Annotated in this window: 18 protein-coding genes; 13 read left to right on the top strand and 5 right to left on the bottom strand. The window is 72.4% G+C overall.

What is annotated here, in order from left to right:
- Nucleotides 1–29: 29 nt before the first annotated feature.
- Entirely contained in the window at nt 30–746 is a 717-nt protein-coding gene (gene ndgR / locus ABT122_RS06945; protein WP_351546513.1) for an IclR family transcriptional regulator NdgR, read from the bottom strand.
- A 142-nt stretch (nt 747–888) separates the two neighbouring features.
- On the opposite strand from ndgR, the gene leuC reads away from it, so the two are divergent.
- The 4 genes from leuC (at nt 889) to ABT122_RS06925 (ending at nt 4,077) form a co-directional block, all read left to right on the top strand.
- Entirely contained in the window at nt 889–2,319 is a 1,431-nt protein-coding gene (gene leuC / locus ABT122_RS06940) for a 3-isopropylmalate dehydratase large subunit (RefSeq protein ID WP_351546510.1), read from the top strand.
- 6 nt (nt 2,320–2,325) lie between these two features.
- Entirely contained in the window at nt 2,326–2,919 is a 594-nt protein-coding gene (gene leuD / locus ABT122_RS06935; RefSeq protein WP_351546507.1) for a 3-isopropylmalate dehydratase small subunit, read from the top strand.
- Between the two features lie 104 nt (nt 2,920–3,023).
- Nucleotides 3,024–3,251 (top strand): SCO5555 family protein, encoded by a 228-nt coding sequence (locus ABT122_RS06930; protein WP_351546504.1) that lies wholly within the window; start codon nt 3,024–3,026, stop codon nt 3,249–3,251.
- Between the two features lie 154 nt (nt 3,252–3,405).
- Nucleotides 3,406–4,077: an HU family DNA-binding protein gene (locus tag ABT122_RS06925; RefSeq protein WP_351546501.1), complete on the top strand. Its 672-nt coding sequence runs from the start codon at nt 3,406–3,408 to the stop codon at nt 4,075–4,077.
- Between the two features lie 213 nt (nt 4,078–4,290).
- Here the strand turns inward: ABT122_RS06925 and ABT122_RS06920 are convergent, their stop codons facing one another.
- A complete protein-coding gene (locus ABT122_RS06920; protein ID WP_351546498.1) occupies nt 4,291–4,494 on the bottom strand; it encodes a hypothetical protein in 204 nt (67 codons plus the stop codon).
- A gap of 10 nt (nt 4,495–4,504) precedes the next feature.
- Entirely contained in the window at nt 4,505–5,212 is a 708-nt protein-coding gene (gene cofC / locus ABT122_RS06915; RefSeq protein WP_351546495.1) for a 2-phospho-L-lactate guanylyltransferase, read from the bottom strand.
- Nucleotides 5,213–5,363: 151 nt separating this feature from the next.
- Between cofC and ABT122_RS06910 the strand changes: the two genes are divergently transcribed.
- The 3 genes from ABT122_RS06910 (at nt 5,364) to ABT122_RS06900 (ending at nt 8,487) form a co-directional block, all read left to right on the top strand.
- Nucleotides 5,364–6,116, top strand: coding sequence for a lysophospholipid acyltransferase family protein (locus ABT122_RS06910; protein WP_351546492.1), 753 nt, complete (start codon nt 5,364–5,366; stop codon nt 6,114–6,116).
- Nucleotides 6,113–7,123: an NAD(P)H-dependent glycerol-3-phosphate dehydrogenase gene (locus ABT122_RS06905; protein WP_351546489.1), complete on the top strand. Its 1,011-nt coding sequence runs from the start codon at nt 6,113–6,115 to the stop codon at nt 7,121–7,123. The genes ABT122_RS06910 and ABT122_RS06905 overlap by 4 nt, the downstream gene beginning before the upstream one ends.
- A gap of 191 nt (nt 7,124–7,314) precedes the next feature.
- The gene (locus tag ABT122_RS06900) at nt 7,315–8,487 is read left to right on the top strand and encodes a D-alanine--D-alanine ligase family protein (RefSeq protein ID WP_351546486.1); all 1,173 of its coding nucleotides are present in this window, start codon (nt 7,315–7,317) and stop codon (nt 8,485–8,487) included.
- A gap of 145 nt (nt 8,488–8,632) precedes the next feature.
- On the opposite strand, the gene ABT122_RS06895 is transcribed toward ABT122_RS06900, so the two are convergent.
- Nucleotides 8,633–8,866 carry an Lrp/AsnC family transcriptional regulator gene (locus ABT122_RS06895; RefSeq protein WP_351546483.1) on the bottom strand — a complete coding sequence of 78 codons (234 nt, stop codon included), beginning with the start codon at nt 8,864–8,866 and terminating at the stop codon, nt 8,633–8,635.
- Nucleotides 8,867–9,239: 373 nt separating this feature from the next.
- Here ABT122_RS06895 and ABT122_RS06890 point away from each other — a divergent pair, with 373 nt between their 5' ends.
- Together ABT122_RS06890 and thiD are read left to right on the top strand one after the other, a co-directional pair.
- Complete coding sequence (locus ABT122_RS06890) at nt 9,240–10,205, top strand: thiamine-phosphate kinase (RefSeq protein WP_351546480.1); 966 nt, start codon at nt 9,240–9,242, stop codon at nt 10,203–10,205.
- The gene (gene thiD, locus ABT122_RS06885) at nt 10,202–11,005 is read left to right on the top strand and encodes a bifunctional hydroxymethylpyrimidine kinase/phosphomethylpyrimidine kinase (RefSeq protein WP_351546477.1); all 804 of its coding nucleotides are present in this window, start codon (nt 10,202–10,204) and stop codon (nt 11,003–11,005) included. Before ABT122_RS06890 ends, thiD begins: the two co-directional genes overlap by 4 nt.
- A 127-nt stretch (nt 11,006–11,132) precedes the next feature.
- Here thiD and rpmB read toward each other — a convergent pair whose 3' ends face one another.
- Nucleotides 11,133–11,318, bottom strand: coding sequence for a 50S ribosomal protein L28 (gene rpmB / locus ABT122_RS06880; protein WP_003957616.1), 186 nt, complete (start codon nt 11,316–11,318; stop codon nt 11,133–11,135).
- 277 nt (nt 11,319–11,595) lie between these two features.
- Between rpmB and ABT122_RS06875 the strand changes: the two genes are divergently transcribed.
- The 4 genes from ABT122_RS06875 (at nt 11,596) to coaD (ending at nt 17,014) form a co-directional block, all read left to right on the top strand.
- Nucleotides 11,596–13,203, top strand: a complete 1,608-nt coding sequence (locus tag ABT122_RS06875) for a DAK2 domain-containing protein (RefSeq protein ID WP_502976109.1) — start codon at nt 11,596–11,598, stop codon at nt 13,201–13,203.
- A gap of 378 nt (nt 13,204–13,581) precedes the next feature.
- On the top strand, nt 13,582–15,774 hold the full coding sequence (recG, locus tag ABT122_RS06870) for an ATP-dependent DNA helicase RecG (RefSeq protein WP_351546471.1): 2,193 nt from the start codon (nt 13,582–13,584) through the stop codon (nt 15,772–15,774).
- Between the two features lie 131 nt (nt 15,775–15,905).
- Nucleotides 15,906–16,508: a 16S rRNA (guanine(966)-N(2))-methyltransferase RsmD gene (gene rsmD, locus ABT122_RS06865; RefSeq protein WP_351546469.1), complete on the top strand. Its 603-nt coding sequence runs from the start codon at nt 15,906–15,908 to the stop codon at nt 16,506–16,508.
- Nucleotides 16,509–16,534: 26 nt separating this feature from the next.
- Nucleotides 16,535–17,014, top strand: coding sequence for a pantetheine-phosphate adenylyltransferase (gene coaD, locus ABT122_RS06860; RefSeq protein ID WP_351546467.1), 480 nt, complete (start codon nt 16,535–16,537; stop codon nt 17,012–17,014).
- Nucleotides 17,015–17,040: the final 26 nt, after the last annotated feature.

The raw sequence follows: 17,040 nt of genomic DNA, 5'->3' as shown, positions 1-17,040 counted from the left end.
CGCGGCCCGGGCGGGTTGCGCCCCGGGCGTCAGCCGGTGCGGCGCAGCGCCTCGCTCAGCCGGGCGGCGGAGTCGATGACCGCCTGGGCGTGCATCCGGCCCGGGTGACGGGTCAGCCGCTCCACCGGCCCGGAGACCGAGACGGCGGCCACCACCCGGTTGGAGGGCCCGCGCACCGGCGCGGAGACCGAGGCGACACCGGGCTCGCGCTCGCCGATCGACTGCGCCCACCCCCTGCGCCGTACGCCCGAGAGCGCCGTGGCCGTGAAGCGCGCGCCCTGGAGCCCCCGGTGCAGCCGCTCCGGCTCCTCCCAGGCCATCAGGATCTGCGCGGACGAGCCCGCCTTCATGGTGAGCGTGGAGCCGACCGGCACCGTGTCCCGCAGGCCCGAGAGCCGCTCGGCGGCGGCCACACAGATCCGCATGTCCCCCTGGCGCCGGTAGAGCTGCGCGCTCTCGCCGGTCACATCGCGCAGATGGGTGAGGACCGGGCCCGCCGTGGCCAGCAGCCGGTCCTCGCCGGCCGCCGCGGCCAGCTCGGCCAGCCGCGGGCCCAGGATGAACCGGCCCTGCATGTCCCTCGCCACCATGCGGTGGTGTTCCAGTGCCACCGCGAGGCGGTGCGCCGTGGGCCGGGCCAGCCCGGTGGCCGCGACCAGCCCGGCGAGGGTGGCCGGACCGGACTCCAGTGCACTCAGAACCAGAGCCGCCTTGTCGAGAACGCCGACGCCGCTAGAGTTGTCCATGCAACGATACTTGCGTCTCACACTGTGAAACGCAAGTTCACATTTTCCCGGAACCCGCCAGTCTGTAGAGGCGGCCCCGCGATCCAGGGCTCGCGACAGGTGTCTAGTAGCGCCGGCAGAGCGGCCGGCCGGAGGGAAAGCGATGGGTAGGACACTCGCGGAGAAGGTCTGGGACGACCATGTCGTCCGGCGCGCCGAGGGCGAGCCCGATCTCCTCTTCATCGATCTGCACCTGCTGCACGAGGTGACCAGCCCCCAGGCCTTCGACGGTCTCCGGCAGAACGGCCGCACGGTCCGCCGCCGCGATCTCACCATCGCCACCGAGGACCACAACACCCCCACCATCGACATCGACAAGCCCATCGCGGACCCGGTCTCCCGGGTGCAGTTGGAGACCCTGCGCAGGAACTGCGCCGAGTTCGGGGTGCGGCTGCACCCGCTGGGCGATGTCGAGCAGGGCGTTGTCCACGTGGTGGGACCCCAGCTGGGACTGACCCAGCCCGGCACCACGGTGGTCTGCGGTGACTCGCACACCTCCACCCACGGCGCCTTCGGCGCGCTGGCCTTCGGCATCGGCACCTCGCAGGTCGAGCATGTGCTCGCCACCCAGACGCTCCCGATGGCCCGCCCCAGGACCATGGCGATCACCGTGGAGGGCGAGCTGCCCGACGGCGTCACCGCCAAGGACCTGATCCTGGCCATCATCGCCAGGATCGGCACGGGTGGCGGCCAGGGCTATGTGCTGGAGTACCGGGGCCCGGCCATCGAGAAGCTCTCGATGGAGGCACGGATGACCATCTGCAACATGTCCATCGAGGCCGGTGCCCGCGCGGGCATGATCGCTCCCGATGAGACCACCTTCGAGTATCTGCGCGGCCGGGACCACGCCCCGCAGGGCGAGGACTGGGACGCGGCGGTCGCCTACTGGAGGACCCTGCGGACGGACGACGACGCGGTCTTCGACGCCGAGGTGCTCATCGACGCCACCGCGCTCGCCCCGTTCGTCACCTGGGGCACCAACCCGGGGCAGGGCGCGCCGCTCTCCGCCAGCGTCCCCGACCCCGCTTCGTACGAGGACGCTTCGGAGCGGCTCGCCGCCGAAAAGGCCCTGGAGTACATGGGGTTGACCGCCGGCCAGCAGCTGCGGGACATCAAGGTGGACACCGTCTTCGTAGGCTCCTGCACCAACGGCCGTATCGAGGACCTGCGCTCGGCGGCCTCGGTCCTGGACGGCCGCAAAGTCGCCGACGGGGTACGGATGCTGGTCGTCCCCGGCTCCGTCCGGGTCGCCCTCCAGGCCGTCGCGGAGGGGCTGGACAAGGTCTTCACGGCCTCCGGCGCCGAGTGGCGGCACGCGGGCTGCTCGATGTGTCTGGGGATGAACCCCGACCAGCTGGCGCCCGGTGAGCGCTCCGCCTCCACCTCCAACCGCAACTTCGAGGGGCGGCAGGGCAAGGGCGGGCGGACCCATCTGGTCTCGCCCCAGGTCGCCGCGGCCACCGCGGTGCTGGGCCACCTCGCCTGCCCGGCCGACCTGTCCGACGACGCCGCCCGTACGCCCGCTGGAGTCTGATCAGCCATGGAAGCATTCACCGCACACACCGGCCGGGCCGTCCCGCTGCGCCGCAGCAATGTCGACACCGACCAGATCATCCCCGCCCACTGGCTGAAGAAGGTCACCCGGGACGGCTTCGAGGACGGGCTCTTCGAGGCCTGGCGCAAGGACCCGTCCTTCGTGCTCAACCGGGCCGAGCACGCGGGCGCCACGGTCCTGGTCGCGGGGCCCGACTTCGGCACCGGCTCCTCGCGTGAGCACGCCGTCTGGGCGCTCCAGAACTTCGGCTTCAAGACCGTCATCTCCTCCCGGTTCGCCGACATCTTCCGGGGCAACTCGCTGAAGAACGGTCTGCTGACCGTCGTTCTGCCGCAGGAGGCGGTGGACCGGATCTGGGCGCTGACCGAGGCCGATCCCACCGCCGAGGTGACCGTGGACCTGGAGGCCCGCCAGGTCCGCGCCGAGGGCATCACCGAGAGCTTCGAGCTGGACGAGAACGCCCGCTGGCGGCTGCTGAACGGGCTGGACGACATCAGCCTCACCCTTCAGAACGAAACGGACATCGCGGCTTACGAAGCCTCCCGGCCCGCCTTCAAACCACGCACGATTCAGGTCTGATCAGCGCTTTTCCCCGACTGTGCCCCCCACCGCCCGGTGGGGGGCACAGTCGTCTGTTGAGACCCTGCCGGGCGACAACTCGCCCCAGATGGCACAATCGGTGCATGGAACGCGACAGCCAACTCAAGCTCTACGCGGCTGTCGCGGCCCGATTGAAGGAAGCGCACACCGCTGTGCGCACACTGCAAGTCCCGGAGAGCGTAAGGAAGGCGCTGACCCGGAAGCTGCTGGTCATCACGGCCGCGGCGAAGCACGATCTCCCGGATGCCGCAAGGCGTCTGGACCGCTTGATGAAGGACCTCGACGAGGGCCGATTCCCTGAGGGCGACTGACACCCGAACTCCCGCGAGCGACGACTTCGCAGTCGAGTTCGTTGCGGCACTAGGGTGATTAGACCGTTTCGTGTTTGATTTGCGGTATATATCTGCCTAACGTGCGAAAAAGCCTGGGCGCATTCGCTCAGGCAATGTCTCCGAAGGGGAAGACGTGAACAAGGCGCAGCTCGTAGAAGCCATTGCCGACAAGCTCGGCGGCCGTCAGCAGGCCGCGGACGCTGTCGACGCGGTGCTTGACGCGATCGTCCGCGCGGTTGTCGCCGGAGACCGTGTCTCGGTCACCGGCTTCGGCTCGTTCGAGAAGGTCGACCGGCCCGCCCGCTACGCCCGCAACCCGCAGACGGGTGAGCGGGTCCGGGTCAAGAAGACCTCGGTGCCGCGCTTCCGCGCGGGCCAGGGGTTCAAGGACCTGGTCAGCGGCTCGAAGAAGCTCCCGCGCGGTGGCGAGGTCTCGGTCAAGAAGGCGCCCAAGGGCAGCCTCTCGGGCGGTGCTTCCACCCGGACGACCACCAAGGCCGCGGCCAAGAAGGCCACCGCCAAGAAGGCCACCACGGCCAAGAAGACGGTCGCCGCGAAGAAGGCGACCGTGGCGAAGAAGGCCGCGCCCGCGAAGAAGACCGTGGCCAAGAAGGCCACCACGGCCAAGAAGACGGTCGCCGCGAAGAAGGCGGCCCCGGCCAAGAAGGCCGCGCCCGCGAAGAAGGCCGCCGTCGCCAAGAAGACCGCGCCGGCCAAGAAGGCCACCGCGAAGAAGGCGCCCGCGAAGAAGGCCACGGCGCGCAAGACCGCCGCCAAGAAGAGCGCGACCGCCAGGAAGAGGTAAGCGGCACCGGCCCACCGGGCCACTGACGCGCCGGGCCGGGCTCCCCTCGGGGAGCCCGGCCCGCGGCGTGTCCGGCGCACCGCCGCCCCGGCGGTGCGGGCGGGGCGGGCGCACAGGGCCCGCCCCGGTGCTCTCCCCTGGCTCTCAGTGGCCGGAAATCGCCCCTGCGGCCCTCCGGGAGGGCCCGTGGTCGCGAAGGGCCCGGAGAGGCCGTCAGAGCGTCTGGAGCGTCACCAGGGTGATCCGGCGGTCCGCGCCCTCGCCCTCGGTCTCGATACGGACCCGCTGGCCGGGCCGGAGCAGCCGCAGCGCCCCCGCGTCAAAGGCGGCGGCGTCGAATTCCACCGGCGTCCCGTCGTCGAGCAGCACGCTCCCGCTGCGGGTTTCGGGGTCGTATGTGTAAGAGGTCGCCTGCATGAGCGCCACCCTAATGCCCCGGCCCCCGGGCATCGGCGGGCCAGGGCTCGGGAGCGCCCGTCTCCAGCCGGCGGGCCGTGTACCGGCCGACGCCCAGGGACAGCGCCGCCGCCAGATCGGCCGCGGTGTCCACGTCCTGGCGCACCGAATCCACACCGGCGAGCAGGATTTCCCGGGCGCCCGACACCGAATGGCGCCGCCGTGAGAGACCTCCGAATGCCGGGGCCAATTCCACACCCCCCACCGCCGAGAGCAGAGTCGTGCCGACACCGGCCGCATCCGTCAGAAATGCCCGGGGAAATCCGGCCGCGCAGGTGAGCACCCGTGCCAATTCGAGCGGGCGCAGTGCGGGCAGATCGGCGTTGAGCGCGGCCACCGCCGCGCCCGGACGGGCCCGGCGCACCGCCCGGGCGCCGTGCGCGAGTGCCGCGTTGAGCCCCGCCGCCGGGCTGTCCGGCACGATCCGCGCCCCGAGCGCGGCCAGCTCCGTCCCGGCCACGTGATCGTCCGTGACAACTGCCACATCCCGCACGGCGGGGCTGGCCAGCACCGCCGCCACCGTGTCCAGGGCGAAGGCGAGCGCGAGACGGGGCCGCAGCAGGTCGTCCGCCGCCGGGGCGAGTCGGCTCTTGGCCAGTACGAGGGGTTTCAGCGGGACCACCAGGGACCAGTGGGCCGGCGGGTCGGTGTCCGTGACGAGCTCTCCGTCCATGCGCATCGGGCCCCATTGTCGCCCGGACCCGCGAACAGGAGGAGGTCCGGTCCGGTGATCCGGGGCGTACCGTGTGCTCGACAGACCAGGGGCCCGGGGCCACACTTGTGCCCCGGCATCCGGGCAAAGGCCCGGATCGAAGAAGAAGGGTGTCCGAGTGTCCCGCCGCAGAATCGGCTTCTGGTACCGCCTGGCGGCGGTCATCGCAAAACCGCCGCTGGTGGTTCTGTTCAAGCGGGACTGGCGGGGAATGGAACACATTCCGGCCGACGGCGGATTCATCACCGTGGTCAATCACAACTCGTATCTCGACCCCCTTTCGTATGCGCACTTCCAGTACAACAGCGGACGGGTGCCGCGCTTTCTGGCCAAGGCCGCGCTCTTCCGCACCCCCTTCGTGGGGATGATGCTCCGGGGTACCCGGCAGATCCCCGTCTACCGCGAGACCACCGACGCCCTGGACGCCTATCGCGCCGCCGTCGGAGCCATCCAGCGGGGCGAATGCGTCGCCTTCTACCCGGAGGGCACCATCACCCGCGACCCCGATCTGTGGCCCATGGCGGGCAAGACCGGCGCCGCCCGGATCGCCCTCCAGACCCGGGTGCCCGTCGTCCCGGTCGCCCAGTGGGGCGCCAACCTGGTGATGCCGCCGTACGCCAAGGAGCGGAGAGTGCGGCTCTTCCCCCGCCGGACCCTGATCGTGCAGGCCGGACCGCCCGTCGATCTGAGCCGGTTCTACGATCAGGAGCCAACCCCCGAGGTGCTGCGCGAGGCGACCGAGGTCATCATGGCCGAGATCACCGCGCTGCTGGAGGACGTACGCCGCGAGAAGGCCCCGGCCGAGCCGTACGACCACCGCACCGCACGGGAAGAACAGCGGCGCAAGGCCGCAGGGGAAGGAACACAGTGACACACCGCGCCAAGGCGGCCGTCTTCGGAACCGGCTCATGGGGAACGGCCTTCGGCATGGTGCTCGCGGACGCGGGCTGCGAGGTGACCCTCTGGGGTCGCCGCGCCGAACTGGCGGAGGCCGTCAACACCACCCGCACCAACCCCGACTATCTCCCGGGGATCGAGCTGCCGCCCTCCCTGCGGGCCACCACCGACCCCGCCGAGGCGCTCGACGGCGCGGACTTCACCGTGCTCGCCGTCCCCTCGCAGACCCTGCGCGCCAATCTCGCCGCCTGGGCGCCGCTGCTCCCCCCGGAGACCGTGCTGGTCTCCCTGATGAAGGGCATCGAACTCGGCAGCGCCAAGCGGATGAGCGAGGTCGTCCAGGAGGTCGCGGGCGTGCCCGCCGAGCGGGTCGCCGTCGTCACCGGGCCCAACCTCGCCAAGGAGATCGCCCAGCGCCGGCCCGCCGCCGCCGTCGTCGCCTGCCGGGACGAGGCGGTCGCCCAGCGGCTCCAGTCCTTCTGCCACACCCCCTACTTCCGCCCCTACACCAACACCGATGTCATCGGCTGCGAACTGGGCGGCGCGGTCAAGAACGTCATCGGCCTCGCGGTGGGCATCGCGGACGGCATGGGCCTCGGCGACAACGCCAAGGGGTCCCTCATCACCCGCGGCCTCGCCGAGACCACCCGGCTCGGCCTCGCGATGGGCGCCGACCCGCTGACCTTCTCCGGCCTCGCCGGCCTCGGCGACCTCGTGGCGACCTGTTCGTCCCCGCTCTCCCGCAACCACACCTTCGGCACCAACCTCGGCCGGGGCATGACCCTCCAGGAGACCATCGCGGCCACCCGGCAGACCGCCGAGGGCGTCAAGTCCTGCGAGTCGGTGCTCGATCTGGCCCGCCGGCACGGCGTCGACATGCCCATCACGGAGACGGTCGTCGACATCGTCCACGAGGGCAAGCCGCCGGTGGTCGCGCTCAAGGAGCTGATGTCCCGCAGCGCCAAGCCCGAGCGCCGCTGACCCCCGGCCGCGCCGCCGCAGCTCCCCGGCCGCGCCCCCGGCGCCACCCGGCCCCCGGCGGCGGCGCCACCCGGCCCCCGGCGGCGGCGCCACCCGGCCCCCGGCGGCGGCGCCGGCCTTCCGCCACGGCGCCGCCGGACCGTGGACGGCACTGCTGGGACACGGCCGCTGCACGGTAGTCTCATGGCGATATGAGCACCGAGAACCTCCCCCAGAGCCCCGAGCCGTCGAGCCCCGGGCAGCCGCTCCGCAAGCCGCGTGTGGCCGTCGTCTTCGGCGGACGCAGCTCCGAACACGGGATCTCCACGGTCACCGCGGGAGCCGTGCTGCGGGCCATCGACCGCTCCCAGTACGACGTCCTGCCGATCGGCATCACGACGGACGGCCGCTGGGCGCTCACCGCCGACGCCCCGGACCGGATGACGATCGCCGACCGCCGCACCCCCAACGTCGAGCAGCTCGTCGAGTCCGCCGAGGGCAGTGTGGTGCTCTCCGTCGAGCCCGGCACCCGTGAGGTCGTCTACAGCGAGCCCGGCGCGGTGCCCAAGGCCCTCGGCGAGGTCGATGTCGTCTTCCCGGTGCTGCACGGACCCTATGGCGAGGACGGAACCCTCCAGGGACTGCTGGAGCTGGCCGGAGTGCCCTATGTCGGCTCCGGGGTGCTCGCCTCGGCCGTCGGCCAGGACAAGGAGTACATGAAGCGGGTCTTCACCTCCTTCGGCCTGCCCGTCGGTCCGTACGCGGTCATCCGCCCCCGCGAGTGGGAGCTGGACCCGTCCGCCGCCCGCAAGAAGATCATCGATTTCGCGGGCGACCACGGCTGGCCGCTGTTCGTGAAGCCCGCCCGCGCCGGCTCCTCCATCGGCATCACCAAGGTGGACGACCTCTCCGGCCTCGACGCCGCGATCGAGGAGGCCCAGCGCCACGACCCCAAGATCCTCGTCGAGGCGCTGCTGCGCGGCCGGGAGATCGAGTGCGGAGTGCTGGAGTTCGAGGACGGCCCGCGCGCCAGCGTCCCCGCCGAGATCCCGCCGGTGCGGTCCCACGAGTTCTACGACTTCGAGGCCAAGTACATCGACTCGGCGTCCGGGATCGTGCCCGCCCCCCTCACCGAGGAGCAGACCGCCGAGGTGCGCCGGCTCGCCGTCGCCGCCTTCGACGCCGCCTCCTGCGAGGGGCTCGTGCGCGCCGATTTCTTCCTCACGGAGAGCGGCGAGTTCGTCATCAACGAGATCAACACCATGCCCGGCTTCACCCCGATCTCCATGTACCCGCGGATGTGGCAGGAGACCGGAGTCGGCTACCCGGAGCTGGTGGACCTGCTGATCCGGGCCGCCCTGCGCCGCTCCACCGGACTGCGCTGAGGCGACGGCGCGCGCCGGGGCGGCGGGGCGCGGCGTCCGGCTTCACCGGCCGGGGGACACCGCGGCGCAGTACGATCGCGGCGTCGCCCCGGCCGAACGGAACGGGGAACGGCCGGGGATGTCACCGGCCCGGTGCGGACGGGGGCTACAGGTGGACGACCGGGCAGGTGAGAGTGCGGGTGATGCCCTCCACCTGCTGCACTTTGGCCACCACCAGCCGGCCCAGGGCGTCGACCGTATCGGCCTGGGCACGCACAATGACGTCATAAGGGCCGGTCACGTCCTCGGCCTGGATCACTCCCGGAATCTTTCCGATGGTCTCGGCGACGGTCGACGCCTTGCCCACCTCGGTCTGAATCAGGATGTACGCCTGTACCACGGAACCTCCAGGGCGGCCCGGGGATCGACTCCCCTACCGTCGGTGGGGAGAGCCCGGGGGGAGAGAAAGGGACGCCACGGTATCGCGTCGCCGCGCGCCACGGGGAGACCCGCGCGCCGGGCGGCGCCGGTGTGTGGTCCGAGGGTGTGCGCCGGGTGGCACCCCGGCGGGCGGATTCCGGCCGGGCACCGTCCTGGCGTGCGGTTCTTCGCCGGATTCCGGTCCGGCAGGCGGTTTCCGGCCGGGCTCCGGTCCGGCGTGCGGTTCTTCGCCGGGCGGTGGCCCGGTGGGCGGTTCTTCGCCGGACTCCGGTCCGGTGGGCGGTTCCCGGCCGGGCGGCGGCCCGGCGGGACGACGGAGAGGTGAGACTCGGGTGAAGGGCACTGTGGGCGAGTTGGGGGAGTTCGGGCTCATCAGAGAGCTGACCTCCCGTCTCACCTCCACCCCCGCGGTCCGGATCGGACCCGGCGACGACGCCGCGGTCGTGTCCGCGCCCGACCGCAGGGTCGTGGCGAGCACGGACATCCTCCTGGAGGGCCGGCACTTCCGGCGCGACTGGTCCACGGCGTACGACGTCGGCCGCAAGGCCGCCGCCCAGAACCTCGCCGACATCGCGGCCATGGGCGCCGTCCCCACCGCGCTCCTCCTCGGCCTCGTCGTCCCCGCCGAACTCCCCGTCACCTGGGCCACCGAACTCATGGACGGCATCCGCGACGAGTGCCAGGTCGCCGGCGCGGCCGTGGTCGGCGGCGATGTGGTGCGCGGCGAACTGATCACCCTCGCCATCACCGCCCTCGGCGATCTGCGCAACCACGACCCCGTCACCCGGGACGGCGCACAGCCCGGCGATGTCGTCGCCTACACCGGCTGGCTCGGCTGGTCCGCCGCCGGGCACGCCGTGCTCTCCCGGGGATTCCGCTCCCCGCGCGCCTTCGTCGAGGCCCACCGCCGCCCCGAGCCGCCCTACCACGCGGGCCCCGCGGCGGCCGGGCTCGGCGCCACCGCCATGTGCGACATCAGCGACGGACTCATCGCCGATCTCGGCCATATCGCCGAGGCCAGCAAGGTCCGGATCGATCTGCGCTCGGGAACCATCGACATTCCCAGCCAGATGTACGACATCGGCCAGGCCGTCGGCGTCGACCCGCTCCAGTGGGTGCTGACCGGGGGAGAGGACCACGCCATCGTCGCCACCTTCCCCCGCGACGCCAAACTGCCCGCCCGCTGGAAGGTCATCGGAGAGGTGCTCCACCCCTCCGCGCTGCCCCAGGTCACTGTCGACGGCGCGCCCTGGCACAGCAAGGGCGGCTGGGACCACTTCGGCCCCTCGGAGGGATGATCGTGAAACTGCCTCTCGTACTCACCGTCGCCGGATCGGACTCCGGCGGCGGCGCCGGAGTCCAGGCCGACCTCAAGACCATGCTCGCGCTCGGTACGCACGGCATGAGCGTGATCGCCGCCGTCACCGCGCAGAACTCCCTCGGCGTCCAGGGCTACTGGGAACTGCCCGAGGAAGCGGTGCGCGCCCAGTACCGCAGCGTCGTGGACGACATCGGCGTCCAGGCCGTGAAGACGGGGATGCTGGCGTCGGCCCCCCTCGTGGAGACCGTCGCGGAACTGCTCGCGGACACCGACGCGCCCGTCGTGGTCGACCCCGTGGGCGTCTCCAAGCACGGCGACTCGCTGCTGGCCGCCTCCGCACTCGCCTCCGTACGCCGGAAACTGCTGCCGACCGCGACCCTCGCCACCCCCAACCTGGACGAGGTGACCCAGCTCACCGGGGTGGAGGTCACCGACGAGGCAGGGCTGCGCCGCGCCGCCGGCGCCATGCTCGACCTGGGGCCGCGCTGGGTGCTGATCAAGGGCGGGCATCTGCCGGGCGACGCGGTGGACCTGCTCAGCGACGGCACCGACGAGCACTGGCTGCGGGCCCCGCGCCACGACAACCGGCACACCCACGGCACGGGCTGCACCCTCGCCTCGGCGGTCGCCGCCGGGCTCGCGAAGGGGCTCACGGTGCCCGCGGCCGTCACCGCCGCGAAGGAGTACGTGACCGGGGCGATAGCCGCCGGTTTCGCCCTGGGCCGGGGGATCGGGCCGGTCGACCACGGCTGGCGCTTCCGTCAGCCCCTGACCTGACCTGACCGGCCGTCCCGGTCTCCGGGTACGGCAGAAAGCCGGTCCACCGAGGTGGACCGGCTTTCAAGGCAACCGCAGGGGCTGCGCTACGACGAGAACATCCCCACTCGCGTGGGGATCTTCACCTTTAGCGCGAGACCTTGCCGGCCTTGATGCACGAGGTGCAGACGTTGAGCCGCTTCGGCGTCCGACCGACCACTGCACGCACACGCTGGATGTTCGGGTTCCAGCGACGAGACGTACGGCGGTGCGAGTGCGAAATGTTGTTGCCGAAGCCCGGCCCCTTGCCGCAGACGTCGCAGTTGGCAGCCACGGGTCACTCCAAAGACTTCAGATGCACTTACAGTGAATTCCGGCGTGCCGGAAATCAGAAGCTGATTCGTTGGCCTGCCGGGGGAATGGCCCGATTCTCATCGGGCAACCGGAGCAGCATACAACGACTGCATCCGCAGTACGAAACTACCATGGTTGCCGCCGCCCCCTCCCCGCTCCCCGCCCCGAGGACGGGGTCTACCCTGCGGTGCGACCCGCCGCCCACGGCCCCGATCCGGCCGAACCCGCCCGCCCGGCTGCTCAAGGAGGACCACCAGGTGCCGCAGAATCTCGACGCCGCAGCGGTACGGATCTGGTGCGCGCGCGCACTGGACGCGCTGGGCCGGGAGCGCGAGGAGATCGACGCGATCAATGTCTATCCCATCGCGGACGGTGACACCGGGACCAATCTCTATCTGACCGTCGAGTCCGCCGCCCAGGCCGTGGAGGCCGTCTTCGCCGCCCATGAGACCGGGAGCACCCGGCCCGCCACAGCCGACGCGGTGCGGGCCATGGCACACGGCGCGCTCATCGGGGCGCGCGGGAACTCCGGGACGATCCTCGCGCAACTGCTGCGCGGGATGGCCGAGCGGATCGGCGCGGGCGACCACCTCGCCGGGGCGCTGCGGCGGGCCGCCGCGCTCGCCAGGGAGGCGGTGGCGCACCCGGTGGAGGGCACCATCCTGACCGTGGCCTCCGCCGCGGCGGACGCGGCCGGGCGGGCCGGCGACCCCGGGAGCGGCGCCGCCGCGGCCCGGGCCGCCTACGACGGCGCCCGGATCGCGCTGGACGCCACCCCCGGCCAGCTCGCCGTCCTCGGGCGCGCGGGCGTCGTGGACGCCGGCGGGCGGGGGCTGCTGGCCGTGCTCGGGGCGCTGGTCGAGGCGGTCTCGGGGGAGGCGCCCGCGCGGGTCCCCGCACCCGCCGTCCGGGTCCCCGGCGCCGTCGGGCGGGAGTGCGCCGGCGCCGAGGGGCCCGCCTTCGAGGTGATCTACCTCCTGGAGGCGACGGACGAGGCCGTGGCCGTGCTGAGGTCCCGGCTGGACGCGCTGGGGGAGTCGCTGGTCGTCGTCGGCGGGGACGGGCTGTGGAACGTGCACGTCCATGCCGACGACGCCGGGGCGGCCGTCGAGGCGGGGGTGGAGGCGGGGCGGCCCCACCGCATCCGCGTCACGCACTTCGCCGGGGCGCACCCCGCCGAGCCCCTTCCGGCGCCCGTGCAGCGCGCGGTCGTCGTGGTCGTCCCGGGGGAGGGGCTCGCCGAGGTCTGCGCGGAGGCCGGCGCGACCACGGTCCTCGCCCGGCCCGGGGAGCCGCCCGCCAGCGGGGAGCTCGTCGACGCGATCCGGCGCGCGCACGCCCGGGAGGTGGTGCTGCTGCCGAACTCCGCCGAGCTGCGGCACACCGCCGCAGCTGCGGCCGAGCAGGCCCGGACGGAGGGGATGCGGGTCGCCCTCATCCCCACCCGGGCCGCCGTCCAGGGCATCGCGGCGCTGGCGGTGCACGAGCCGGAGCGCCGCTTCGACGAGGACGTGGTGGCGATGACGGCGGCGGCGGGGGCGACGCGGTACGCGGAGCTGGTGGTGGCGGAGCGGCAGTCGTGGACGTCGGCGGGGGTGTGCCAGGCGGGGGATGTGCTCGGTCTGATGGACGGGGATGTCGCGGTCATCGGGACGGACCTCGCCGCGACGGCGACGGCGGTGCTGGACCGGATGCTGGCGGCCGGGGGTGAGCTGGTCACCCTGGTCCTCGGCGACACCCTCCCGGACGCCGCCGGCTTCCCCGCCCGCCTCGAACACCACGTCCGCGACAGGTACCTGGCCGTGGACACCCTCGTCTACCGGGGCGGCCGGGGGGCGGCGCTGCTGCTGATCGGAGTGGAGTAGGGGGTGGGGTGCCCTGGGGCGCGGGGGGCTCCCGTGGCGCGGGCCGGGGTCCGGTGCGGGGGCCTGTGGCGCGTGGGCTCTCGTGGTGCGGGCCCGGGGGCGCTCCGGGTGGTACCGGGGCTCATGATTTACGGCGCTTTCCAGCCCTTGTCCAGCGCGGCCCCAAAGCGCCACACATCACGTTCCACGCCCCGGCACCCCCCTGCGCGTCCCCGCTCTCCCCACTCCCCGGCCCGTCGGGGCAAAATCAGCCTCGCCGGCGTTTGAGGCGCGGGGGTTCGGGGGCAGGCCCCCGACGAGGGCCCGCGCCTCGCGGTCGCACAGCCATGACCAGCGGAATCTCACAGATCACGACGGTTGTCAGTGGAGTGGTGTGCAATGGTTCGCGTGCCCGTGCTCGATGAACCCCTGAAAGACCCGCTGAAGACGACCCTCGGCCCCGCCACCGCCAAGGTCCTCGCCGAGCAGCTCGATCTCCACACCGTCGGCGACCTCCTCCACCACTACCCCCGGCGGTACGAGGAGCGGGGTCAGCTCACCCGGCTCTCCGAGCTGCCGCTCGACGAGGATGTGACGGTGGTGGCGCAGGTCGCCGACGCCCGGGTGCACACCTTCAACGGCGGGCGGGGCAAGCGCCTGGAGATCACCATCACCGACGGCACCGGCCGCCTCCAGCTGGTCTTCTTCGGCCGGGGTGTCCACAAGCCGCAGAAGGATCTGCTGCCGGGCAGCCGGGCGATGTTCGCCGGCCGGGTGTCGGTGTTCAACCGCAAGCTCCAGCTCGCCCACCCGTCGTACGCCGGACTCGGCGGCGAGGACGACACGGTGGAGGTCGGCTCCTGGGCCGGCGCCCTCATCCCCATCTACCCCGCGTGCAAGGGCATGGAGTCCTGGAAGATCGCCAAGGCGGTCGACGCGGTGCTGCCCCGGGCGCCGGAGGCCGTCGACCCGCTGCCGCCGGCGCTGCGGGACGGCCGGGGCCTCGTCCCGCTGCCCGAGGCGCTGCTCAAGGTCCACCGCCCGCACACCAGGGCCGACATCGAGGACGCCAGGGCACGCCTGAAGTGGGACGAGGCCTTCGTTCTCCAGGTCGCGCTGGCCCGGCGGCGGTTCGCCGAGACCCAGCTGCCCGCCGTCGCCCGCCGCCCCGTCCCCGGCCGTGTCCTCGACGCCTTCGACGCCCGGCTTCCTTTCACTCTGACCGAGGGCCAGCGGAAGGTCACCGGGGAGATCCTCGCCGACCTCGCCACCGAACACCCCATGCACCGGCTGCTCCAGGGCGAGGTCGGCTCCGGCAAGACCCTGGTCGCCCTCCGCGCCATGCTCACCGTGGTGGACGCCGGCGGCCAGGCGGCGATGCTCGCGCCCACCGAGGTCCTCGCCCAGCAGCACCACCGCTCCATCGTGGAGATGATGGGCGATCTGGCCGAGGGCGGCACCCTCGGGGGCGCGGAGCACGCCACCAAGGTGGTGCTGCTCACCGGGTCGATGGGGGCCGCCGCGCGGCGCGTGGCCCTGCTCGACCTGGTCACCGGCGAGGCGGGCATCGTGATCGGCACCCATGCCCTGATCGAGGACAAGGTGCGGTTCCACGATCTGGGCCTGGTCGTCGTCGACGAACAGCACCGCTTCGGCGTGGAGCAGCGCGACGCCCTGCGCTCCAAGGGCAAGCAGCCCCCGCACCTCCTGGTGATGACCGCCACCCCCATCCCGAGGACGGTCGCGATGACCGTCTTCGGCGATCTGGAGACCTCGGTCCTGGACCAGCTCCCGGCGGGGCGCTCCCCGATCGCCAGCCATGTGGTGCCCGCCCAGGACAAGCCGCACTTCCTGGCGCGCGCCTGGGAGCGGGTCCGTGAGGAGGTGGACAAGGGCCACCAGGCCTATGTGGTCTGCCCCCGCATCGGGGACGACGAGGACGAGAAGCCGAAGAAGACCGACGACGGCTCGGGGAAGCGCCCCCCGCTCGCCGTGCTCGACGTCGCCGGGGAGCTGACCCGGGGACCCCTCGCCGGGCTGCGCGTCGAGGTGCTCCACGGCCGGATGCACCCCGACGACAAGGACGCGGTGATGCGCCGCTTCGCCGCGGGCGAGGTGGATGTCCTGGTCGCCACCACCGTCATCGAGGTCGGGGTCAATGTGCCCAACGCCACCGCGATGGTGATCATGGACGCCGACCGCTTCGGCGTCTCGCAGCTGCACCAGCTCCGCGGCCGGGTGGGCCGGGGCTCGGCCCCCGGGCTCTGTCTGCTGGTCACGGAGATGCCGGAGGCGTCCCCCGCCCGGGCCCGCCTCGGCGCGGTCGCCGCCACGCTCGACGGCTTCGAGCTGTCCCGGATCGACCTGGAGCAGCGGCGCGAGGGCGATGTGCTCGGCCAGGCCCAGTCCGGTGTCCGCTCCTCCCTGCGGATGCTCGCCGTCATCGAGGACGAGGAGATCATCGCCGCCGCCCGCGAGGAGGCCGCCCGGGTCGTCCGCGAGGACCCCGCCCTGGAGCGCTCGCCCGGGCTGCGCCTCGCGCTCGACGCCCTGCTGGACCGCGAGCGGGAGCAGTATCTCGACAAGGGATGAGGGGGATCGCGCTCCGCCGGGGCCGGGAATCCCCGGCGAGCCCGCCCCGGGGCGAGCTGAGAGACTGATCCGCGAGGGCCCGGCGCCGATCCACCGGACCCGACCGCCCCTCTCACCCCAGAAGGACCGAGATGACCCGCGTGATCGCCGGTGCGGCCGGCGGACGCCGCCTCGCCGTCCCGCCCGGCACCGGCACCCGCCCCACGTCCGACCGCGCTCGCGAGGGCCTCTTCTCCAGCTGGGAGGCGCTGCTCGGCACGCTCGACGGCGTCCGGGTCGCCGATCTCTACGCGGGCTCCGGAGCGGTCGGCCTGGAGGCGCTCTCCCGGGGCGCCTCCCACGCCCTGCTCGTGGAGGCGGACGCCCGCGCCGCCCGCACCGTCCGGGAGAACGTCCGCGCGCTCGGTCTGCCCGGCGCCGAGGTCCGTACCGGCAGGGCCGAACAGATCGTGGCGGGACCGGCCCCCGCCGACCCCTTCGACGTGGTCTTCCTCGATCCGCCGTACGCCGTCACGGACGATGATCTTCGGGAGATCCTGCTCACACTCCGCACCCAGGGCTGGCTCACGGGCGATGCGCTGGCCACCGTGGAACGCAGCACCAGAGGCGGCACCTTCAGCTGGCCACCGGGTTTCGAGCCACTGCGCTCCCGTCGCTACGGCGAGGGAACGTTTTGGTACGGTCGCGCCGCCTCTGTCTGCGACGAGGCATCTATGTGCGAAGACGCCCCATGAACGGGCCGGAGAGCGAGGGACTTCCAGTGCGCCGCGCAGTCTGTCCGGGGTCGTTCGACCCCATCACCAACGGACATCTCGACATCATCGCCCGCGCCTCCAAGCTGTACGACGTCGTCCACGTCGCGGTGATGATCAACCAGTCGAAGAAGGGCCTGTTCACCGTCGACGAGCGGATGGACCTGATCCGCCGGGTGACCGCCGAGTACGAGAACGTGACCGTCGAGTCCCACCACGGGCTGCTGGTCGACTTCTGCAAGGAGCGGGACATCCCCGCCATCGTCAAGGGCCTGCGGGCGGTCAGCGACTTCGACTACGAACTCCAGATGGCCCAGATGAACAACGGCCTCTCGGGCGTGGAGACCCTCTTCGTCCCCACCAACCCCACCTACAGCTTCCTCTCCTCCAGTCTGGTCAAGGAGGTCGCCGCCTGGGGCGGGGACGTCTCCCATCTGCTCCCGCCGGCCGTCCACGAGGCGCTCATCGACCGGCTCACCGACAAATGACCCGCTGACCTCGGGGGACACCGGAC

The organism is Streptomyces sp. NPDC001985, assembly GCF_040296845.1.
GTDB lineage: Bacteria > Actinomycetota > Actinomycetes > Streptomycetales > Streptomycetaceae > Streptomyces.
The sequence above is the reverse complement of the archived record's forward strand: the minus strand, read 5'-3'. Positions and strand labels throughout refer to the sequence as shown.

Bases quoted from the DNA above. Each gene is read 5' to 3' on its own strand.
- thiD (WP_351546477.1), top strand. From the start codon at position 10,202: ATGATCGTGAAACTGCCTCTCGTACTCACCGTCGCCGGATCGGACTCC.
- ABT122_RS06900 (WP_351546486.1), top strand. From the start codon at position 7,315: ATGAGCACCGAGAACCTCCCCCAGAGCCCCGAGCCGTCGAGCCCCGGG.
- ndgR (WP_351546513.1), bottom strand. From the start codon at position 746: ATGGACAACTCTAGCGGCGTCGGCGTTCTCGACAAGGCGGCTCTGGTT.
- leuC (WP_351546510.1), top strand. From the start codon at position 889: ATGGGTAGGACACTCGCGGAGAAGGTCTGGGACGACCATGTCGTCCGG.
- ABT122_RS06920 (WP_351546498.1), bottom strand. From the start codon at position 4,494: ATGCAGGCGACCTCTTACACATACGACCCCGAAACCCGCAGCGGGAGC.
- ABT122_RS06930 (WP_351546504.1), top strand. From the start codon at position 3,024: ATGGAACGCGACAGCCAACTCAAGCTCTACGCGGCTGTCGCGGCCCGA.
- recG (WP_351546471.1), top strand. From the start codon at position 13,582: ATGGTTCGCGTGCCCGTGCTCGATGAACCCCTGAAAGACCCGCTGAAG.
- rsmD (WP_351546469.1), top strand. From the start codon at position 15,906: ATGACCCGCGTGATCGCCGGTGCGGCCGGCGGACGCCGCCTCGCCGTC.
- cofC (WP_351546495.1), bottom strand. From the start codon at position 5,212: ATGCGCATGGACGGAGAGCTCGTCACGGACACCGACCCGCCGGCCCAC.
- leuD (WP_351546507.1), top strand. From the start codon at position 2,326: ATGGAAGCATTCACCGCACACACCGGCCGGGCCGTCCCGCTGCGCCGC.